Origin of the sequence: Mesorhizobium sp. M0052, from assembly GCF_040323255.1 — a bacterium.
GTDB lineage: Bacteria > Pseudomonadota > Alphaproteobacteria > Rhizobiales > Rhizobiaceae > Mesorhizobium.
Map to the genome: position 1 here is coordinate 136,360 of NZ_JAMYUS010000009.1, position 17,989 is coordinate 154,348.

A 17,989-nucleotide genomic window follows, 5' to 3' on the forward strand; every position below is an offset into this window, starting at 1 on the left:
CCATGATTTCCGCCTGTTTACGAGGCTGGCGGAAGCGTTGGATCGTGGGGGCTTCGGGAGCGAAAAGGGAGATTTGTCGGACTGGAATAAATTGTCTGTTAACACTATATTTAGTGTTTGCAGGCAGGTTCGACCCTAGATAGTGTGAATTTCCCTCGGTCGAGGGAATCGAGGAAAAATTCAGTTTTGAGGGACCCGCAGGGTTCGGCGCAGAGTTGGAACAGCGGCTTCGTAAGAAGCTCGACCAACAAGGCGACGAAGACTGCCACAAGGAGAGCCGGTGTTTTCGAACGCCGGCAGACGGCGGACATGCGCGTTTCGCATTGGGGGCAGAAATCCCCGGGGAAAAGCGCTATATATAGACAAAAGGGACCGGACCAATGCGCATCGAGCGTCGTTTCACCAAGCCAGGCCAATCAGCTTACGCGGAGATCGAATTCCGCAAGGCGCTTTCGGAGATCAAGAATCCGGACGGCTCGGTGGTGTTCCGCTTGGACAATATCGATGTGCCGGCGCAGTTCTCGCAGGTTGCCGCCGACATCCTGGCGCAGAAGTATTTCCGCAAGGCCGGCGTGCCCGCGCGCCTGAAGAAGGTCGAGGAGAACGACGTCCCCTCCTTCCTGTGGCGCTCCGTCGCCGACGAGGCCGAGCTTGCCAAGCTGCCGGAAGCCGAGCGCTACGGTTCCGAAATCGACGCCCGCCAGGTCTTCGACCGGCTGGCCGGCACCTGGACCTATTGGGGCTACAAGGGCGGCTACTTCAAGTCGGAAGAAGACGCCAGCGCCTTCCGCGACGAACTCGCCTATATGCTCGCCACCCAGCGCGTTGCGCCGAACTCGCCGCAATGGTTCAATACCGGCCTGCACTGGGCCTACGGCATCGATGGCCCGAGCCAGGGCCACTATTATGTCGACCCGTTCACCGGCAAGCTGACCAAGTCGAAGTCCTCCTACGAGCATCCGCAGCCGCATGCCTGCTTCATCCAGGGCGTGCAGGACGATCTCGTCAACGAAGGCGGCATCATGGACCTGTGGGTGCGTGAAGCGCGTCTGTTCAAATATGGCTCGGGCACCGGCTCCAATTTCTCGATGCTGCGCGGCGAAGGCGAAAAGCTGTCGGGCGGCGGCCGTTCGTCCGGCCTGATGAGCTTCCTCAAGATCGGCGACCGCGCGGCGGGCGCCATCAAGTCGGGCGGCACCACGCGTCGTGCGGCCAAGATGGTCATTGTCGACGCCGACCATCCCGATATCGAGGAATTCATCGACTGGAAGGTCAATGAAGAGCAGAAGGTGGCGTCGCTGGTCACCGGCTCCAAGATCGTGAAAAAACATCTCGAAGCGATCATGAAGGCCTGCATCAATTGCGAAGGCCATGATGATGATTGCTTCGACCCGTCGATCAACACCGCGCTGAAGCGCGAGATCAAGGCGGCCAAGAAGTCGGCCGTGCCGGAGAACTACATCTACCGCGTCATCCAGTTCGCCAAGCAGGGCTACACCGCGATGTCGTTCAAGACCTACGACACCGACTGGGATTCCGACGCCTACCTCACCGTTTCCGGCCAGAACTCCAACAATTCGGTGTCGCTGAAGGACAACTTCCTGCGCGCCGTCGAGGACGACGCCGACTGGCATCTGACCGCCCGCAAGGACGGCAAGGTGCTGAAGACGCTGAAGGCACGCGACCTCTGGGAAAAGATCGGCTACGCCGCCTGGGCTTCGGCCGATCCGGGCCTGCATTTCAACACGACGATGAACGACTGGCACACCTGCGCTTCGGCTGGTGCGATCCGGGCCTCCAATCCGTGCTCGGAATACATGTTCCTCGACGACACGGCCTGCAACCTGGCCTCGATCAACCTGCTGCCCTACCGCAATGCCGACGGCACGATCGACATCGCCGCCTACGAGCACACGGTGCGGCTGTGGACAGTCGTCCTCGAAATCTCGGTGATGATGGCGCAGTTCCCGTCGAAGGAGATCGCCAAGCAGTCCTACGAATACCGCACGCTCGGCCTCGGCTATGCCAACATTGGCGGCCTCTTGATGACGTCCGGCATTCCCTATGATTCCGACGAGGGCCGCGCCATCTGCGCAGCGCTGACCGCCATCATGACCGGCGTCGCCTATGCCACCTCGGCCGAGATGGCCGGCGAGCTCGGCGCCTTCGCCGATTACGACCGCAATGCGCAGAACATGCTGCGCGTCATGCGCAACCATCGCCGCGCCGCCTATGGCGAAAAGCAGGGCTACGAGAAGCTCGCCGTCAATCCGGTGCCGCTGGTCGCGTCCGACCTGAAGCAGCAGGAACTGGCCGCGCACGCCAAGGCTGCCTGGGACCGCGCCATCGAACTCGGCGAGGAGCATGGCTACCGCAACGCGCAGGCGACCGTGATTGCGCCGACCGGCACGATCGGTCTCGTCATGGATTGCGATACCACCGGCATCGAGCCCGACTTCGCGCTGGTGAAGTTCAAGAAGCTTGCCGGCGGCGGCTATTTCAAGATCATCAACCGCGCCGTGCCGGAAGCGCTGCGCACACTGGGTTACTCAGAAAGCCAGATCGCCGAGATCGAGGCCTATGCGGTCGGTCACGGCAACATGAACCAGGCGCCGGCGGTCAACCCCGGCTCGCTCAAGGCGAAGGGCTTCACCGACGACAAGATCGCGGCGCTCAATGCAGCACTGAAGTCGGCCTTCGACATCAAGTTCGTCTTCAACCAGTGGACGCTCGGCGCCGACTGGGTGAAGGAGACGTTCGGCTTCACCGACGAGCAGCTCAACGACTTCTCGTTCGAGATGCTGCCGGCGCTCGGCTTCTCCAGGAAGGACATCGAAGCCGCCAACATCCATGTCTGCGGTGCGATGACGCTGGAAGGCGCGCCCTTCCTCAAGGCCGAGCATCTCGCGGTGTTCGACTGCGCCAGCCCGTGCGGCAAGATCGGCAAGCGCTCGCTGTCCATCAACAGCCACATCCAGATGATGGCGGCGGCACAGCCTTTCATCTCCGGCGCCATCTCCAAGACCATCAACATGCCCAACGATGCGACGGTGGAAGACGCCAAGGGCGCCTACATGCTGTCGTGGAAGCTGGCGCTGAAGGCCAACGCGCTCTATCGCGACGGCTCGAAGCTGTCGCAGCCGCTCAATTCGTCGCTGCTCGCCGACAGCGAGGACGACGAGGACGATGCGGTCGAGCAGTTGATCGCGGCGCCCGCTTCACAGCGTGCCGTGCAGGTCACCGAGAAGATCGTCGAGCGCGTCATCGAACGCCTCTACCGCGATCGTGAAAAACTGCCGAATCGCCGCAAGGGCTACACCCAGAAGGCAGTCGTCGGCGGCCACAAGGTCTACCTGCGCACGGGCGAATTCGACGACGGCCGCATCGGCGAGATCTTCATCGACATGCACAAAGAAGGCGCCGCTTTCCGGGCGATGATGAACAACTTCGCCATCGCCATCTCGCTTGGCTTGCAATATGGCGTGCCGCTCGAGGAATTTGTCGAGGCCTTCACCTTCACCAAATTCGAGCCGGCCGGCATGGTGCAGGGCAACGACGCGATCAAGAATGCGACGTCGATCCTCGACTACGTGTTCCGCGAACTCGCCGTGTCCTACCTCGGCCGCCACGACCTCGCCCATGTCGACCAGTCGGATTTCGACAAGACGGCGCTCGGACGCGGTATCAACGAAGGCAAGGCGACGCCGTTCTCGAAGGGCCTTACCCGCGGCGCCTCGCCGGTCAAGTTGGTGTCTGGCCTAGGTGGCGAACCCAAGGGTTTTGCCGGATCACCTGCCGCGGCCCCTGCCCGGGTCACCCCAACTGCGTTCTCAGGCTCCAATGTGCTGGCGCTTAAACCAGCAAGCGACGAAGCCATCGCCTACAAGCGCGACTATGAGGAGCGAGCCAAGGAATTGGTCGAAGATATTGTTTCCGAGGAGGCAGCCGACCCCACCGGTTTGTTCACCGACGAAGCAGCGAAAGAAGCGGCCGAGGCAAAGGCGCTTGCCTCCACGCGGCGTCAGCAATCCTTGATGCAAGGCTACACCGGCAACGAATGCTCGGAATGCCACAACTTCACCATGGTGCGGAACGGAACCTGCGAGAAGTGCGATACCTGCGGCTCGACGAGCGGGTGCAGCTGAGAACTCATGCCGCCTCGGCTTACAGTCCGCGAAGTCATTCGCCTGCTGGAGACCGACGGTTGGTATCTGGTTGCAACCAAGGGCAGCCATCGCCAATATAAGCACAAAACCAAAGCCGGCCGCGTCACCGTGGCCGGCAAACCGTCTGAAGAGGTTGCGCCAGGAACACTGAACAGCATCCTCAAGCAGTCCGGTTTGAAGGAGTGACTATATGCGTTACGCGGTGGTGATTGAAAAAGCAGGCAACAATTTCTCTGCCTATGTGCCGGACCTACCCGGCTGCATCGCAACTGGTGCTACCGTGCCAGAAGTAGAAATCGAAATTCGCGACGCTATACGCTTTCACATCGAGGGCTTGCGTGCCGATGGGCTGGAGGTGCCCAAAGGAATCAGTCTCGCGGAATATGTAGAGGCATAAGCGGTAGCCTTCAGGACAACATCCTATCCCGGCACCCGCAGCGTCTGATCGTCGAACAGCGGCTCGTCCTGCCCCGCCCGAATGAACAGCACCCTCCGCCCCTCACCCGCCGGCGCCTCGAAATACTGAATACCATCCGGCATTTCGCCCCAGTCGCCGCAGGGCGGTTCGGGAACTTCGTCATTGGCTAGCGCCTTCAGCTCTTTCGCATAGGCAGCATCGGGGCTGAATGTGTAGCGTTTGACGCCGGCGGGCACGGTGCCTTCGGTGTAGGGCGAGAGCACGCAGCGGGCGCTGACTGATTTGTCGGTCTTTTCCAGCAACAGGCGCAGCACCGCGGCCTCGGCGGTTTCGCCCGATTTGATGTCGAACACCTCGACCAGCGGATCGGGCGCGCCGCCATCGCTGTATTTGATGGCGAGTGCGCCGCCGACGAATTCGAAATGGATCTGGCGGAAGCCGAAATCGCATCGCTGCACCCAGGCGGCGAGGCCGACCGTCTTGTCGGTCAGTTTTTCCCAGACGCATTTGTCGATCGGCGGGCGCGATGGCGCCGGCTCGTCCGCCCGCGCTGCGGCTGATATCGTCGCCGAGGCAAACAGCGTGCAGATCCAGACAATCAGTCTCATGCGTTATTCATCGCTGCGTCCTGTCAAAGTGAAGGCGTCCCAGGCCGAGCCGTCCGGATTGGCATTGGCGAAATCGGCAAATTCGGTGAAGGCCGCGCCGAAATCGGGCAGCAACAGCCCTTTCGGCGCCGGTGTCGCTTCGCGCGAATTCAGCTGCTCGGCGCCGCCTCCGGTCAAGGCATAGACCTGGCCCATCCATATCCGGCAGAGACCGCTGCCATCCTCCAGCCCCGCTTCGCGGTCGTCGTCGGTGCAGGCGTGGTGGATGGTGCCGAGCGGAAGCGAATTTTTGCCATTGGTCCAGGTGATGTCGGCCGGCAAGCGCGTGTCGGTGTTGGGCACGGTCACCGAAAACACTTCGGCCGTCAGTGCCGCCGGCTCATTGTTCAGCGGCCGGAATTGCATCACCGCGCCCGAACGCGGCTCGCGGTAGGTGGCATGGCTGAGCAGACATTCTTTTGCGCTCGCTGCCTGCACGGCGCCGAGCAGAGCCAGGGAAACGACAGCCAGCCTGCGGACGATCATTGGATGTCTTGTCATGAAAGTGGGCGCCTCAGATAAAACCGACCAGCCACGCCGCGCCGCCCAGAAACGCGGCCGAACAGACCCACAGCAGCCAAAGCCCGCGCACCCTGCATTCGAGCACTGCCGAGGCGGGGTTGGCTGGGTCGTAATGCACGTCGACCTTGCCGCCCTCGGCATAGCTGCGCCCTTGGCCGCTGACGAGGCCGGGCATTGAAGCGGTGACCGTGGCGCCGAAGGTGACGCGGTCTGAGGTGTAGTGCTGGCCTGCGACGCCGTAGCTGTACACGATGCGGGATTTGAAAACGGTGCTCCAGCGTCGGTGGCCGCTGTAGTTTCGTAGCGCCTGCAGACCGGAGGAATCGATGCGGCCGGGCGCGACCGGCCATTTTGCCGCCTGCTCGGCAAGCGACTTCTGGACGAAGGCCATGCGCAGGATCATCAGGCCCATGAACAGCAGCAGCGCTCCGGCGCCGAGGTTCTGCGGCTTGGGCAAATGCGGCCGGATCGCCTCCAGCACGCCACCGAGCGAAAACACCAACACCACCGTGCCGATCACCAGCCAGGCCGAGAGCTTGACCATGAACTTGAAGGCGCCGTCCGGCAGGGTGCGTTCGATCACGGCCTTGCCCGGATCGGCCGGATTGTAGAAGACGGTCACTTCAGCGCCGGTGGGAAACTGCGCCAGGGTTTCGGTGACTTCGAAATTCCCCAGATTCTCCTTCACGCTGTAGCGCGAGCTTTGATATTTCTTTTTACCGACCTTGTATTCGAAGGTGATCGCCGGAAAATTGCGCATCTCGGTGGTGTCGCTGCTGTCCGAGCCGACGCCCGACCTTCTGACTTCACGCGCCTCGACGCGCGACGAGATGATCTTGCCCGGCGCCGGCAGCCAGTGGCTCATCGCCTGCACCTCGCGCCATTTGACGAAGGTGATGAACGACAGACCACCCGCGATCGCGCAGGCAAATCCGACAATCAGAAATTTGAGCTCTACGTCCACCGCGTCCCCCAGGAGTGCAGGAAGCTGCAAATAGATAGCACGGCGAAGGCAATGTCTTGATTATTCGCAAAGGACGAACCGCCCCTTCCTCGGGTATCGAAGCCCCGCCAACTTTGTTAAGAGTCGCCCAAACTGTTAGGAGCCACGAGACCAGGATGACAGCACTGCGCGTTCTCTCGGATGCCTTCATTCCGGAACTCCCGAACCACTACAAAGGCAAGGTCCGCGAGAATTACGATCTGCCGGATGGCCGCCGCATCATCATCGCCACCGACCGGCTGAGCGCCTTCGATGTGATCCTGACCGCTGTCCCGCTCAAGGGCGAACTGCTGACCCAGACGGCGCGCTACTGGTTCGAGGAAACGGCGGACATCTGCCCCAACCATGTGCTCGATTATCCCGACCCCAATGTCGTCGTCGGCACCAGGCTCGACATTCTGCCGGTGGAAATCGTTGTTCGCGACTATCTCGCCGGCACCACCAGCACTTCGGTGCTGACGAAATACAAGAACGGCGAACGCGATATGTACGGCATCCGCCTGCCGGACGGGCTGCGCGACAATGAGAAGCTGCCGCAGGCCATCATCACGCCGACCAGCAAGGCGCTCGATGGCGGTCATGACGAGCCCTTGACGCGCGACGAGATCCTGACGCGCGGCCTGTTATCGGAAGAGCAATGGGACACAGTCTCGCGCTATGCGCTGGCGCTGTTTGCGCGCGGCAAAGCGTTGGCCGCGAAGCGCGGCCTGATCCTGGTCGACACCAAATATGAGTTCGGCACGAACAAGGATGGCACCATCATCCTTGCCGATGAAATCCATACGCCCGACTCAAGCCGCTACTGGCTTGCGGCAACCTATGAAGAGCGTTTCAAGGCAGGCGAGCGGCCGCAAAGTTTCGACAAGGACTTTATTCGCGCCTGGGTGACCGCGCGCTGCGATCCCTACAAGGATCGTATTCCGAAAATCCCCGCCGAGCTCATCGAGCAGACATCGCGGGTTTACACGCAGGCCTTTGAGACCATCACCGGCGAGACCTTCACCGCTGATAGATCGGGAAAGACGGTGCTGGACCGCATTCGCGAGAACCTGCGCCCTTATTTCTGACGGCGGCTGGCCGCCGCGGGTCAACTTGCCGAGGTCGCGGACACGGACGGTTCTGGCGGAGCGCGCCACGTGCCGAGATATGATCCGCACAGGATGAGCGCGAAGGCCGCGACAATGCCGATATCGAGCGGCTCCGAAAGGACGAGCACGCCGGCTGCCACGGAGACGGCGGGCGCCACATAGGTGATGACGACCGCCCGTTCGGGGCCGATCTCCCGCACCAGCAGGAAGTAGGTGGCGAAGGCAATCGCCGTGCAAAACACGCCAAGACCGAGGATTGCGCCAACCACCGTTGTCGACGGCATGGCCGCCGGCCAGGCCAACGCCGCCGGCACAGCGTAGATCAGCGCGGCCCCTGCCAGACAGACTGCCGTCAGCGAGGTTGCCGGCACGTCGTTCAGCCAGCGCGACGCGATGATCGAACCCGAGGCATAGCAGGCCGCGGCCATGAGAATCTCGACGACCGCGAGAAATCCGCCACCCAAGGTCGGCAGCGCCAGCACGAAAACACCGGCAAAACCGAGGAAAAGGCCGGTCCAGCGGCGTATCCCCAGCCGCTCATCCGAGCCCATCAGCTTTGAGAGCGCGACGGTTACGGCCGGCGTCATGGCAATCAGCAGTCCGGCGGTGGAACTGTCGATGCTGACTTCGCCATGGGTGATCAGCCCCCATGGCAGGATCATCTCGACCAGACAGAATGCGGCGACCGCCCGCCAATGTGTCTTCAGCCATCCGAAACTGCGCTGGACAAGGACGAAGGGCGGCAGCGCCAGGGCGCCCACGGCTGTTCGGGCAAAGACCAGGAAGGGCACCGACACCTCGGCAACCGCCAGCTTGATCAACAAATAGGGAATGCCCCACAGGAGGCTGAGCAGCACGAACAAAAACAGTCCGCGGCGCGTCATGACGGCCTCACAGCCAGAAAGGTGGTCCACTCTTCGCGATCGCGGCCGACGTTGAATTCGTCTCCGACAAGAACCAGCCCGGCGTTTTCGAGGCGGGCCGCGAAGTCGTCCCTGCGCCAGTAGACCGTATGATATTCGCCGCTCTTCTCGCCGTCGCCAATGCGCATCGAGACGAGGAAGGCGCCGCCCGGCCGCAGCGACCCGGCAATCTTGGCAAGCACCTGGTCGGCCTGCTCGCGCGGCACGTGGATCAGGACGCACAATGCGAGCACCGCGTCGTAGGGGCCGCCGAGATCGTCGGTGATGAGATCGAGAAACTCACCATGCTTGCCGCGTGCGGCCTGCAACTCGAGAAACCGCTTCGTTGCGTCTGTGCGCCGAACCTGGACACCGAGCCCTTCGACGAAGTCCGCATCGTATCCGGGTCCCGAACCGACTTCCAGAATCCGGCCACCTTTGCCGGCGATCTTCACCAGGCGCTTTAGCCATTTCTGTTCTCTTTGGTTCGGAACGTGCCGCACCAGAGCGTCGTAGCGTTCGGCATAGTCCTCATAGGCGTTGATCGTTTGTCGGCTCTTCGCCAGATCCTCGGATAACACAATCATCTTTCCCTCCCCTGGTCAAAGAGCTTGCTTAGCCAATGGTGCCGGGAGGCACGCGTCCGTCAAGCATACCGATATCCCTGAGGAAATGGTCCGACAGCGAGCGGCGGTCGAGCAGGCCGCGCTTGCGAGGCCTGAACGGCGCGGTGAAGAGGTCGAGCACCGGGCGGCGAAGCGTGTTGTAGAGAGCGATGGCGGTGGTCATTGCCGTATCCTCCAGGGTTTGATCCGGTGAATGCAGCATGCCGTTTTCCGGGCTTGGTTTCCAATCGAACGTCGCGTAGTATGCATCAGCGGGATTGATGCGTCATGAGATGGGAACTACCACCATTAGGAGCCATCAGGGTCTTTGAAGCCGCGGCCCGGCTGGGCAGTTTCACCAAGGCAGCCGAAGAACTCGGCATGACCCAATCAGCTGCCAGCTATCAGATAAAGGTGCTGGAAGAACGTGCCGGAACGCCCCTTTTCATAAGAAAAACAAGGCAGATCGCGCTGACCGAGGCCGGACAGCAGCTGGCGCCGCACGCAACAGGCGCGTTCTCGACCCTGGCCGACGCATGGGTCGCCACCAAGGGTGGAGCGACCGGCGTGCTGTCGGTGACGACCATGGAAACCTTCGCATCGAACTGGCTGGCCGTATGGCTTGGAACATTCCAGCTGATGCATCCCGATCTTGCCGTGAAGGTGAATACATCGCACGGGCTGGTCGATTTCACGCGCGGCGACATGGATGTCGGCATTCGCACCGGCAGTGGAAAATGGCCGGGCCTGACGGCTCACTATCTGTTCAAGGCGGACTATACGCCGATGCTCAGCCCGAGACTCGCCGAAAGCGTCGGCGGCATCCACCGCCCCGAGGATCTCTACCAACTGCCGCTATGCTGTGCCGACGATCCCTGGTGGGAAATCTGGTTCAAGGCTGCCGGCGTGCCGTTCGAGCCCGATCGCGTCATCGCTGGCCCGAAACTGGGTACGCAGGCCTATGATGCGATGGCGGCGCTGACCGACAAGGGCGCCGCGATCCTGACCAAAAACCTTTACAGCGCCCTGTTGGAAAAGGGCCAGTTGATACAGCCATTCGGCGTGCTTGGATCGGACGGCGACGGCTATTGGCTGGTGCATCTGGAGAGCCGCCGCAACGCGCCCAAAATCAAGGTGTTTCGCGACTGGGTGCTGGCGCAGACGGCAGAGATACGCGAACGCGAAAAGCGCGACAGCCCTCTAGGCACCGCGATAAAACTCGCCCCCGCCTCAACCCTCAGTCCTTGAAGGTCAACCCGTATCTTGCAACCTGTTCCTTCGGCATATCCGCAAGCGCCTGGCGCGTGGTGTAGCCGCCATAGATCACCTTGCCGTTCTTGATCATCCAGTCCTCGACGTCGGCCTCGGTCACCGTCATCCTGTCGCCCATCTTGTACTTGTTGCCATTGACCGGGACGTCGGCGAGCAGGCCGATATAGGAGCCGTCGCTGTAGCCGACCAGCTGCAGCCAGATATGCTCGGTGGCGCCGTTCTGGGTCAGCGGGAATTTTACCGTGTAGGTGCCGGGTGTGCCGGCGTCCATCAATTCGTGGAAGCGCTTGAGGGTCGAGCGGCCGCTGTCCTTGGCGGCCTGCATCGCCTTGTCCTCGGTGGAATAGGACACGACGTTCTGCTTCGACTCGGCCAGCGAAGTGCCACTTCCGCCCGGCATGTGGCCGAGCGAGCTGAAAAACCCGTAGCCGACAGCGGCGGCAAGAGCGACAGCCACAACTGGATTGCGCATGGACCCCTCCGAAACCCGATCACGGGCACGTTACCGGAAGGCTGTTGCGATACCGCTAAAGGACACAGTGAGCGGATCGTTAGCGAGACGCTGAAAATTCAACCCAAGCCGCAGCGGCAGGCAGCGCAGGCGCACCGGCACCGGCCTGACGTTCAGTCGGCGTCGGCGACGGTCGTCTGCCCGCCTGCCCATGCCCACCAGGCGCGCTCGTCGCCATGGAAGACGTTGAGGTCGATGCGGCCGGTCACGCCGTGCGACAGGCCGGAGCCGGAGTACTGCCAGAACAGCCATTTGCGGCCGGGATAGACTTTTGAGGGATGCCGCGCCACGGCGCGCAGCCAGAACGGATAATCGAGAAACGCACCCTTGAGATTGTCGCGATAGAAATCCGGTGCGGTGTAGATGATGGGCCGCTGGCCGTAATGGCGCTCCAGCTTGTCCATGAACACCTTCATCTTTTCCAGCACGGTGGCCCGCGAAGGCTGCCGCTTGCAGGAGGATTCGCCGTTCCATTCGACATCGATCACCGGCGGCAGCGCGCCTTCGACCCTTGGCACATTGCGGATGAACCAGTCCGCCTGCTCGCCGGCGGTGCGGCACCAGTAGAAGAAGTGATAGGCGCCGCGCTTCAGCCCGGCGGCATCGGCATTGCGCCAGTTCTTCATGAACATCGGGTCGAGATGGTCGCCGCCATCGGTCGCCTTGATATAGGCGAAGTTGGCGCCCTGGGCACGCAGCTTGCCCCAGTTGACATTGCCCTGCCAGCGCGAGACGTCGACGCCGTGGACGGCAAGGTAGCGTGGCGAAGCCTTGCCGAAATTGATCGGCTTGGCGTCGCGGAAACCGTAGCGGGTGACCGGCGAGGCCAGCATGGCCGGCGCCGCGCGCGTCAACCGCTTCGGCGCAGACATCAGAGCGGCGGGCTCGAGCTGTGGTCTGGTGCTCCCCTGCGGCGTGCCCGCGACGATGGCCTCTTCTTCCTCGACCATGGAAAAGGGCGGCGCATTGTCGGCCACAGCGTTGTCGGCCACCATGTCGGACCGCATCGGCGCGAGGTCGGCGGTCTCCGCCGGAGCCGCTGTGACCGGCGCGCTCGGACGCACGACCGAACTGGTCGTCTCGTTCGACGGCTGCAAGCCATCGACGCCCGCTGTGGACGAACAGCCGGCAAGCCACAGCGATGCCAACATGAAACTGACGACGCCTGAAATCCGCATCTGGACCTGTACGCAAAACACAACAGACCGAAGGCAAACAGACGCCGCCGGACAAACCGGCCTCGATTACTAACGAGAAATTACCAACAAAGTTTGAATCAAGTTGTTAGGAATTGGCCCTCTTGTCTTCTCCCCCTGTGGGAGAAGGTGGATCGGCGCGTAGCGCCGAGACGGATGAGGGGTGTTCCAGCGGAGTGAGGCGTTGGCGTTCCCTGGAACACCCCTCATCCGACCGAGCTTCGCTCGGCCACCTTCTCCCACAAGGGGAGAAGGGGAAGCCCTTACCTTCCCAGCCATTGCTGCATGCAGCTTTTCGCCACCACATGCGCCGGTGGCACGGCGTCGGCGGCCGGGCGGCGGGCACGTTCGAGCAGCAGGCGAACCTGTTCGGGGCGCACGCGGTCACGCTCCATCACGAGGAGGACCATCGGATCGCTCAAAAGCTCGTCCAGGGTGCTGATTCTGTCGCTCATCGGTCGTCTCCTCGATACCGGCCCGCAGACGATAGATAGGCAGGCAATCATGGCCCGCCAATGACGCTTTGCCGGCTATGTCGTGGTTTCGGGATTAATTTCCGGTAAGGCCGGCGTCAATTCGGAGGCGGCGCGCCTTCATGGTGCGGCAGGCCGTCATCGAGCTGCAGCCAGGGCTGCTTCGAGGCGGTCCACATATGCATTTCCGGCTTGAACAGCGAGGGATCGTCGAGCGAGCCGGTGGTGATGCCGACGATGCCGGCGGAGTCGCGTCGGGAAAACAGCGTGGTGCCGCAAGCGGCGCAAAAGCCGCGCTTGAGGTCCGGAGAGGTGTTGACCGTCGCCACCTCTCCCTCGACCGTGACATCGTCGATGCGAAACAAAAGGCGGGCGTTGAACGCCGCGCCTATGACCTTCTGGCAGCACCGGCAGTGGCAGACGCGCTGGTTGAGCGGCGCCGCCTCAGTGCCGTAGCGCACTGCCCCGCAATGGCATCCGCCCTGGTATTTCGTCATCATTCGAACTCATCACACTGAAGGTCTCTTGATGATATCGACAGGTACCTTTCGGTCAATTGAAAAGCCCTGATGGCGCCATCGATTGCGCCGATAGGACCAATGGCTGCGCCAAGGCTCCGTAGCTTCGCAGGCACAAAAAAGCCGACCGCCTCTTCGAGACGGCCGGCATGTATTTTCAGGCAAGCTATTTCGTTTCGCTGAGGACTTCGTCCCAGGTCTTCACCTTGGTTTCGCCATTGAGGAAGGGCAGTGCCGCGGCCGTCAGCTCCGGTGCGAAGAAGACGTCGTAGTGGGTGCGATTGGGAATGATGGCCAGCCGGTTCTGCGACAGGTTCTCACGCATCCAGCCGGCATCCTTCAGCCCGCCGCCGATCATCTGGTAGAACCTGATCTCGTGCTCGGGCTTGTACATGTCGCTGTCGCCATAGGCCAGCATGACTGGCATCTTCAGCTTCGCCACATCGGCGGAATAGTCGTCATCCTTGCGCATGAAATTGCCCAGTGCATCGAGCAGTTTAGGGAAATCGTCGGGACGTGGGGCGACGGCGACGTAGGATTTGTACATCGGCGTGTCCTTCATGAAATCGGCGGCGGCCGCGCTCACCTGCGCCTGCTGGCCGCGCATCTCGTCATAGAAGCCATTGGCGGCGAAGCCGGTCGAGACCAGGACCAGCCGGCGCACCGTCTCGGGATGCTGAACGGCCATGCGGAAGGCGACGCCGCCGCCCAGCGAATAGCCAAGCACGTCGACCTTGTCATAGCCGAGCGCCTTGACGATACCAGCCATGTCGTCGCCCATCCCCTCCAGGCTGAAGGGTCGCTCGCCGAGCGCGGTGCGGCCATGGCCCTGCAGGTCGACGGCAATGATGGTGCGGTTTTCCGCCAGCTTCGGCAGCAGCGGCGCGAACATGTCCGACGTGCCAAGGCCGCCATGCAGCAGAAGCAGCGGTTCGCCCTTGCCATAGACGGCATAGTAGTAATTCAGGCCGTCGATCGGCAGCAAGCCGGACTTTTCCGGCTTCGGCATGGCTGTTGCCTCGGTGGTCATGGCGGGCTTGGTCTCCTCTGCATTGGCTGGGCCGGGCGCTGCAAACAAGGCAGCGACCGAGGCAAGAATGGCGAAATAGATTCGTCTGGACATGTCGGTCTCCTCAGGTTCCCCCCAAGGACGAGCGAGCACGCCGCGTGCCGACATGCCCTGCGAAAAATCCGCGGAAGAATGACCGGTTTGGCTGTTGTCGATCGGTCGCGCGCCTCAGTGGCGCTTGGCCTGCACCAGATAGGCGTCGATCTCGGTCTCGCCGAGCCATTTGGCGGCTTCCAGCCGGTGCAGGCCCTCGACCAGGATGTGGCGCTTGCCGTCATGGCGAACCTGGATCGGCGTCTTCATGCCGTTTTCCAGTATGTCTTCGGCCAGATGCCGGACCGTTTCGGGATGCAGCGTCTTCTTGCGCGCCGTCGGCACGTAGATTTCGTCGACCTTGACCTTCTGCACTCTCAGCATACCGGCTCCCGAGGCGGAAAATGCCGCCTCGCCTGAGATAGTCGGTTTGCCAGGTGCGGCCAAGAGCGGCCAAGCAATTGTGTCGTATGCAATTGCTGGCCCGATCGTTTCCATTTGACGCTTGGCCGGCAGATGGCCGAAATGGCGGCCTGTCACTTTTCCGGTGTTCATGACCCAACTGCCGACCGAATTTCCCGATTTCGGACTGACGCCCGAGCAGCGCCGCGAGGCAGTGCGCGGCCATTACTATGAATGGCCGGGAATGGACGGCGAGCGGGGCGAGATCTGGTGCTATTCTGATCGATTTTCCTACCGCGCCGGCGAGACCGTGACGCTGCATGTCAGCTCGACGGCGCCGCGCTTCAGCATTGTCATTGTCCGCGACGGCGGCAGCGAGACAAAGGTCTTCGAGCAAACGGGGCTTTCGGCGCGCTGGCAGGATACGCCCGACCAGTGCTCGGTCGAAGGCTGCGGCTGGGAGGCGTCTTTCGAATTTCGCATCAGCGACGATTGGCCATCCGGCGCCTATCGGCTGACGCTGACGGCGGACGGCGGCGACGGCAAGCCGATCCACTGCCACCACCTCATCATCGTCGCGCCCCTGCCCGGCAAAAAGCCCGGTCGCGTGCTGCAGGTGGCGGCGACGGGCACCTGGCTGTCCTACAACACCTGGGGCGGCTCCAACGCCTATCAGGGTATCACCGGACCTGGCCGCGACCAATATGCGCGCATGGTGTCGACGCAGCGGCCGTGGTGCCGCGGCTTCGTGGTGTTGCCCAAGGACGCGCCGCGCGTGCCGCTGGAGGTTGCCGTGCCGCCGAAAACAGTGCCGCGCTATCCGCACATGGAATGGGCGTACGCCACGGGACATTCGAAGAAATACACCTCCTCCGGCTGGGCGAGCTATGACAGCCACTTCTTCCGCTTTGCCGAGCGCGCCGGCTACGGCGTCGATCTCGCCAGCCAGCACGATTTGCACTTCTCGCCCGAGATCCTCGACGGCTACGACTGCGTCGTCTTCGTCGGCCATGACGAGTACTGGACCTGGGAAATGCGGGACGCCGTCGACAGCTACGTCGAGCGCGGCGGTCATGCGGCTCGCTTTGCCGGCAATTTCATGTGGCAGACCAGGCTCGAGGACGAAGGCCGCCGGCAGGTCTGCTACAAATACCGGGCGCGGGCCGAAGACCCGGCCTATAGCGGCGACGTCACCCGGGCCACCAACTCCTGGGAAGCGCCTGAGATCGGTCGTCCCGGCGCAATGACCTTCGGCCTCAACGCGACGCGCGGCGTCTATGCCGGCTGGGGCGGATGCGCACCGCGCGGCGTGCGCGGCTTTCCGGTCTATCGGCCCGAGCACTGGGCCTTCGCCGGCACCGGCATCTATTATGGCGACCTGCTCGGCGCCGACAGCCATGTCTATGGCTATGAGGTCGACGGGCTCGATTTCGAGATCCGCGGCGGCCTGCCCTATCCGACACCGGACAGCGGTGCGCCTGACGGGCTGCAGGTGCTGGCCGTCGGCATGGCGAGCCAGGTCGAGGAAAGCGCCGATATCCCGATCGAGGACCAGTTTCTCACCGACGAGGATGGCCGCTTTACGGCCGAAACGCTGTTTGGCGAGGCGACCGACGCCAATCTGGAAAAGGTCAAACGCGGCAACGGCATGATCGTCAATTTTCCGCGCGGCAAGGGCGAGGTTTTCCACGCCGGAAGCTGCGAATGGGTCGCCGGCCTGCTCAGGCAGGATCCCATGGTCGAGCGCGTGACCAGGAATGTAATCGATCGCTACCTCGGAAAGTCCTGACATGCAGAAGCCCTCATCAACTGGTTCAGAAACGCGCGCGCCCTCGCACCTGTTCTACCTCTCCAGCCTGCGCCGGCCGCTGATCGACCGCGCCGAAGGCATTTATATGTGGACGCAGGACGGCCGCCGCTTCATCGACGGATCGAGCGGACCGATGGTCGCCAATATCGGCCATTCCAACCGCAACGTGCTCGACGCCATGAAGCGGCAGATGGACCGCGCCACCTTCGCCTACCGGCTGCATTTCGAGAACGAGCAGGCGGAAGAACTGGCGCGGGAGCTCGCCGGCAAACTGCCGGAGGGCATGGACCGAATCTTCTTCGTCTCCGGCGGTTCGGAGGCGACGGAATCCTGCATCAAGCTGGCGCGGCAATGGGCGGTCGCGACCGGCCAGCCGAAGCGCTGGAAGGTTATCACGCGTTTTCCCTCCTATCATGGCGGCACGCTGGGTTCGCTTTCGATAACCGGCGACGATGCGCTGGCCGAAACGTTCACACCGATGATGCGGGTGATGCCGACCGTGCCGGCGCCGACGGCATGGCGCGACCGCGACAATCTTTCGATGGAGCAGCGCGGCGTCCGTTATGCCGACATGCTGGAGGAGAAGATCCAGGCCGAGGGCCCGGACAGCGTGCTCGCCTTCATCATGGAGCCGATCGGCGGTGCGGCGACTTCGGCCCTCGTCGCACCGGACAGCTATTATCCGCGTATACGCGAGATCTGCGACCGCTACGGCATCCTGCTCATCCATGATGAAGTGATGAGCGGCGCCGGCCGCACCGGAAAATTCCTTGGCGGCGACCATTGGAACTGCAAGCCCGACATCGTCGCGCTGTCGAAGGGGCTTGGCTCCGGCTATGCGCCGCTCGGCGCGCTGGCCGCCCCGATGCGGCTGGTCGAGCCGCTGCTGGCGTCGGGCGGCTTCCAGCATGGCCACACCTATGCTGGCAATCCGCTCGCCTGCGCGGCCGGGCTCGCCGTGCTCGGCGAGATGGACCGCCTCGACCTGATCGCCAATGCCGCCGCGATGGGCGACGTGCTGATGGACGGGCTGAAAGGGCTGGCGAAGCGTTTTCCGTTCATCGCCGATGTCCGAGGCAAAGGCCTGCTCACCGGCGCCGAGATGGTTGCCGATCCCGAAACTCTACGGCCGATCGAACAGGGCAAGAAAGCCACGCAGCGCCTGCTCGACCTCGCCTACGAGCGCGGGCTGATCATCTACGGCCGCAGGGTCAAGGGCGGTGTCGACAGCGACAATTTCATGGTGGCGCCGCCGATGATCGTCACGGCTGAAGAGGTCGGCGAGATCATTTCCATCATCGGCGATTCGCTGGAAGTTCTGGCCGCCGAACTCGACCTGCCGGTCGAAGGCTGA

Annotated in this window: 19 protein-coding genes; 7 read left to right on the forward strand and 12 right to left on the reverse strand. The window is 62.6% G+C overall.

Annotated features, from left to right (window positions below):
* The first annotated feature begins 380 nt into the window (after positions 1 to 380).
* From NKJ77_RS14485 to NKJ77_RS14495, 3 genes are read left to right on the forward strand one after another with little or no spacing between them, the layout of a single operon-like run.
* A complete protein-coding gene (locus tag NKJ77_RS14485) occupies positions 381 to 4,145 on the forward strand; it encodes a vitamin B12-dependent ribonucleotide reductase (protein ID WP_023831280.1) in 3,765 nt (1,254 codons plus the stop codon).
* A 6-nt stretch (positions 4,146 to 4,151) separates the two neighbouring features.
* Positions 4,152 to 4,352: a type II toxin-antitoxin system HicA family toxin gene (locus NKJ77_RS14490; protein ID WP_023669047.1), complete on the forward strand. Its 201-nt coding sequence runs from the start codon at positions 4,152 to 4,154 to the stop codon at positions 4,350 to 4,352.
* Between the two features lie 4 nt (positions 4,353 to 4,356).
* Entirely contained in the window at positions 4,357 to 4,563 is a 207-nt protein-coding gene (locus NKJ77_RS14495) for a type II toxin-antitoxin system HicB family antitoxin (RefSeq protein WP_023669048.1), read from the forward strand.
* Between the two features lie 23 nt (positions 4,564 to 4,586).
* Here NKJ77_RS14495 and NKJ77_RS14500 read toward each other — a convergent pair whose 3' ends face one another.
* From NKJ77_RS14500 to NKJ77_RS14510, 3 genes are read right to left on the reverse strand one after another with little or no spacing between them, the layout of a single operon-like run.
* Positions 4,587 to 5,192: a hypothetical protein gene (locus tag NKJ77_RS14500; protein ID WP_352535372.1), complete on the reverse strand. Its 606-nt coding sequence runs from the start codon at positions 5,190 to 5,192 to the stop codon at positions 4,587 to 4,589.
* Between the two features lie 3 nt (positions 5,193 to 5,195).
* Positions 5,196 to 5,732 (reverse strand): hypothetical protein, encoded by a 537-nt coding sequence (locus tag NKJ77_RS14505; RefSeq protein ID WP_352535373.1) that lies wholly within the window; start codon positions 5,730 to 5,732, stop codon positions 5,196 to 5,198.
* Between the two features lie 13 nt (positions 5,733 to 5,745).
* Positions 5,746 to 6,717 carry a DUF3592 domain-containing protein gene (locus tag NKJ77_RS14510; protein ID WP_352535374.1) on the reverse strand — a complete coding sequence of 324 codons (972 nt, stop codon included), beginning with the start codon at positions 6,715 to 6,717 and terminating at the stop codon, positions 5,746 to 5,748.
* Positions 6,718 to 6,881: 164 nt separating this feature from the next.
* Here NKJ77_RS14510 and NKJ77_RS14515 point away from each other — a divergent pair, with 164 nt between their 5' ends.
* Positions 6,882 to 7,823: a phosphoribosylaminoimidazolesuccinocarboxamide synthase gene (locus NKJ77_RS14515; protein WP_352535402.1), complete on the forward strand. Its 942-nt coding sequence runs from the start codon at positions 6,882 to 6,884 to the stop codon at positions 7,821 to 7,823.
* A 20-nt stretch (positions 7,824 to 7,843) separates the two neighbouring features.
* Here NKJ77_RS14515 and NKJ77_RS14520 read toward each other — a convergent pair whose 3' ends face one another.
* The 3 genes from NKJ77_RS14520 to NKJ77_RS14530 are packed head-to-tail and all read right to left on the reverse strand — an operon-like array spanning position 7,844 to position 9,535.
* The gene (locus NKJ77_RS14520; protein ID WP_352535375.1) at positions 7,844 to 8,728 is read right to left on the reverse strand and encodes a DMT family transporter; all 885 of its coding nucleotides are present in this window, start codon (positions 8,726 to 8,728) and stop codon (positions 7,844 to 7,846) included.
* Positions 8,725 to 9,333: a class I SAM-dependent DNA methyltransferase gene (locus NKJ77_RS14525; protein ID WP_352535376.1), complete on the reverse strand. Its 609-nt coding sequence runs from the start codon at positions 9,331 to 9,333 to the stop codon at positions 8,725 to 8,727. Before NKJ77_RS14525 ends, NKJ77_RS14520 begins: the two co-directional genes overlap by 4 nt.
* Positions 9,334 to 9,361: 28 nt before the next feature.
* The gene (locus NKJ77_RS14530) at positions 9,362 to 9,535 is read right to left on the reverse strand and encodes a hypothetical protein (protein ID WP_023711462.1); all 174 of its coding nucleotides are present in this window, start codon (positions 9,533 to 9,535) and stop codon (positions 9,362 to 9,364) included.
* Between the two features lie 104 nt (positions 9,536 to 9,639).
* Between NKJ77_RS14530 and NKJ77_RS14535 the strand changes: the two genes are divergently transcribed.
* Positions 9,640 to 10,599, forward strand: coding sequence for a LysR family transcriptional regulator (locus tag NKJ77_RS14535; RefSeq protein WP_352535377.1), 960 nt, complete (start codon positions 9,640 to 9,642; stop codon positions 10,597 to 10,599).
* On the opposite strand, the gene NKJ77_RS14540 is transcribed toward NKJ77_RS14535, so the two are convergent.
* From NKJ77_RS14540 to NKJ77_RS14565, 6 genes are all read right to left on the reverse strand, one after another.
* Entirely contained in the window at positions 10,589 to 11,095 is a 507-nt protein-coding gene (locus NKJ77_RS14540) for a DUF2314 domain-containing protein (RefSeq protein ID WP_023669056.1), read from the reverse strand. The genes NKJ77_RS14535 and NKJ77_RS14540 overlap by 11 nt on opposite strands.
* Positions 11,096 to 11,247: 152 nt before the next feature.
* Positions 11,248 to 12,312 carry a glycoside hydrolase family 25 protein gene (locus NKJ77_RS14545; protein WP_023669057.1) on the reverse strand — a complete coding sequence of 355 codons (1,065 nt, stop codon included), beginning with the start codon at positions 12,310 to 12,312 and terminating at the stop codon, positions 11,248 to 11,250.
* Positions 12,313 to 12,593: 281 nt separating this feature from the next.
* Positions 12,594 to 12,785 (reverse strand): hypothetical protein, encoded by a 192-nt coding sequence (locus NKJ77_RS14550; protein WP_023669058.1) that lies wholly within the window; start codon positions 12,783 to 12,785, stop codon positions 12,594 to 12,596.
* Between the two features lie 116 nt (positions 12,786 to 12,901).
* Complete coding sequence (locus NKJ77_RS14555; RefSeq protein ID WP_023754395.1) at positions 12,902 to 13,300, reverse strand: GFA family protein; 399 nt, start codon at positions 13,298 to 13,300, stop codon at positions 12,902 to 12,904.
* 187 nt (positions 13,301 to 13,487) lie between these two features.
* On the reverse strand, positions 13,488 to 14,444 hold the full coding sequence (locus tag NKJ77_RS14560; protein WP_352535378.1) for an alpha/beta fold hydrolase: 957 nt from the start codon (positions 14,442 to 14,444) through the stop codon (positions 13,488 to 13,490).
* 114 nt (positions 14,445 to 14,558) lie between these two features.
* Complete coding sequence (locus NKJ77_RS14565) at positions 14,559 to 14,807, reverse strand: ParB N-terminal domain-containing protein (RefSeq protein ID WP_023669061.1); 249 nt, start codon at positions 14,805 to 14,807, stop codon at positions 14,559 to 14,561.
* A gap of 169 nt (positions 14,808 to 14,976) precedes the next feature.
* Here NKJ77_RS14565 and NKJ77_RS14570 point away from each other — a divergent pair, with 169 nt between their 5' ends.
* Positions 14,977 to 16,614, forward strand: a complete 1,638-nt coding sequence (locus tag NKJ77_RS14570) for a N,N-dimethylformamidase beta subunit family domain-containing protein (protein WP_352535379.1) — start codon at positions 14,977 to 14,979, stop codon at positions 16,612 to 16,614.
* Between the two features lies 1 nt (position 16,615).
* Positions 16,616 to 17,989, forward strand: coding sequence for an aminotransferase family protein (locus tag NKJ77_RS14575; protein WP_023684915.1), 1,374 nt, complete (start codon positions 16,616 to 16,618; stop codon positions 17,987 to 17,989).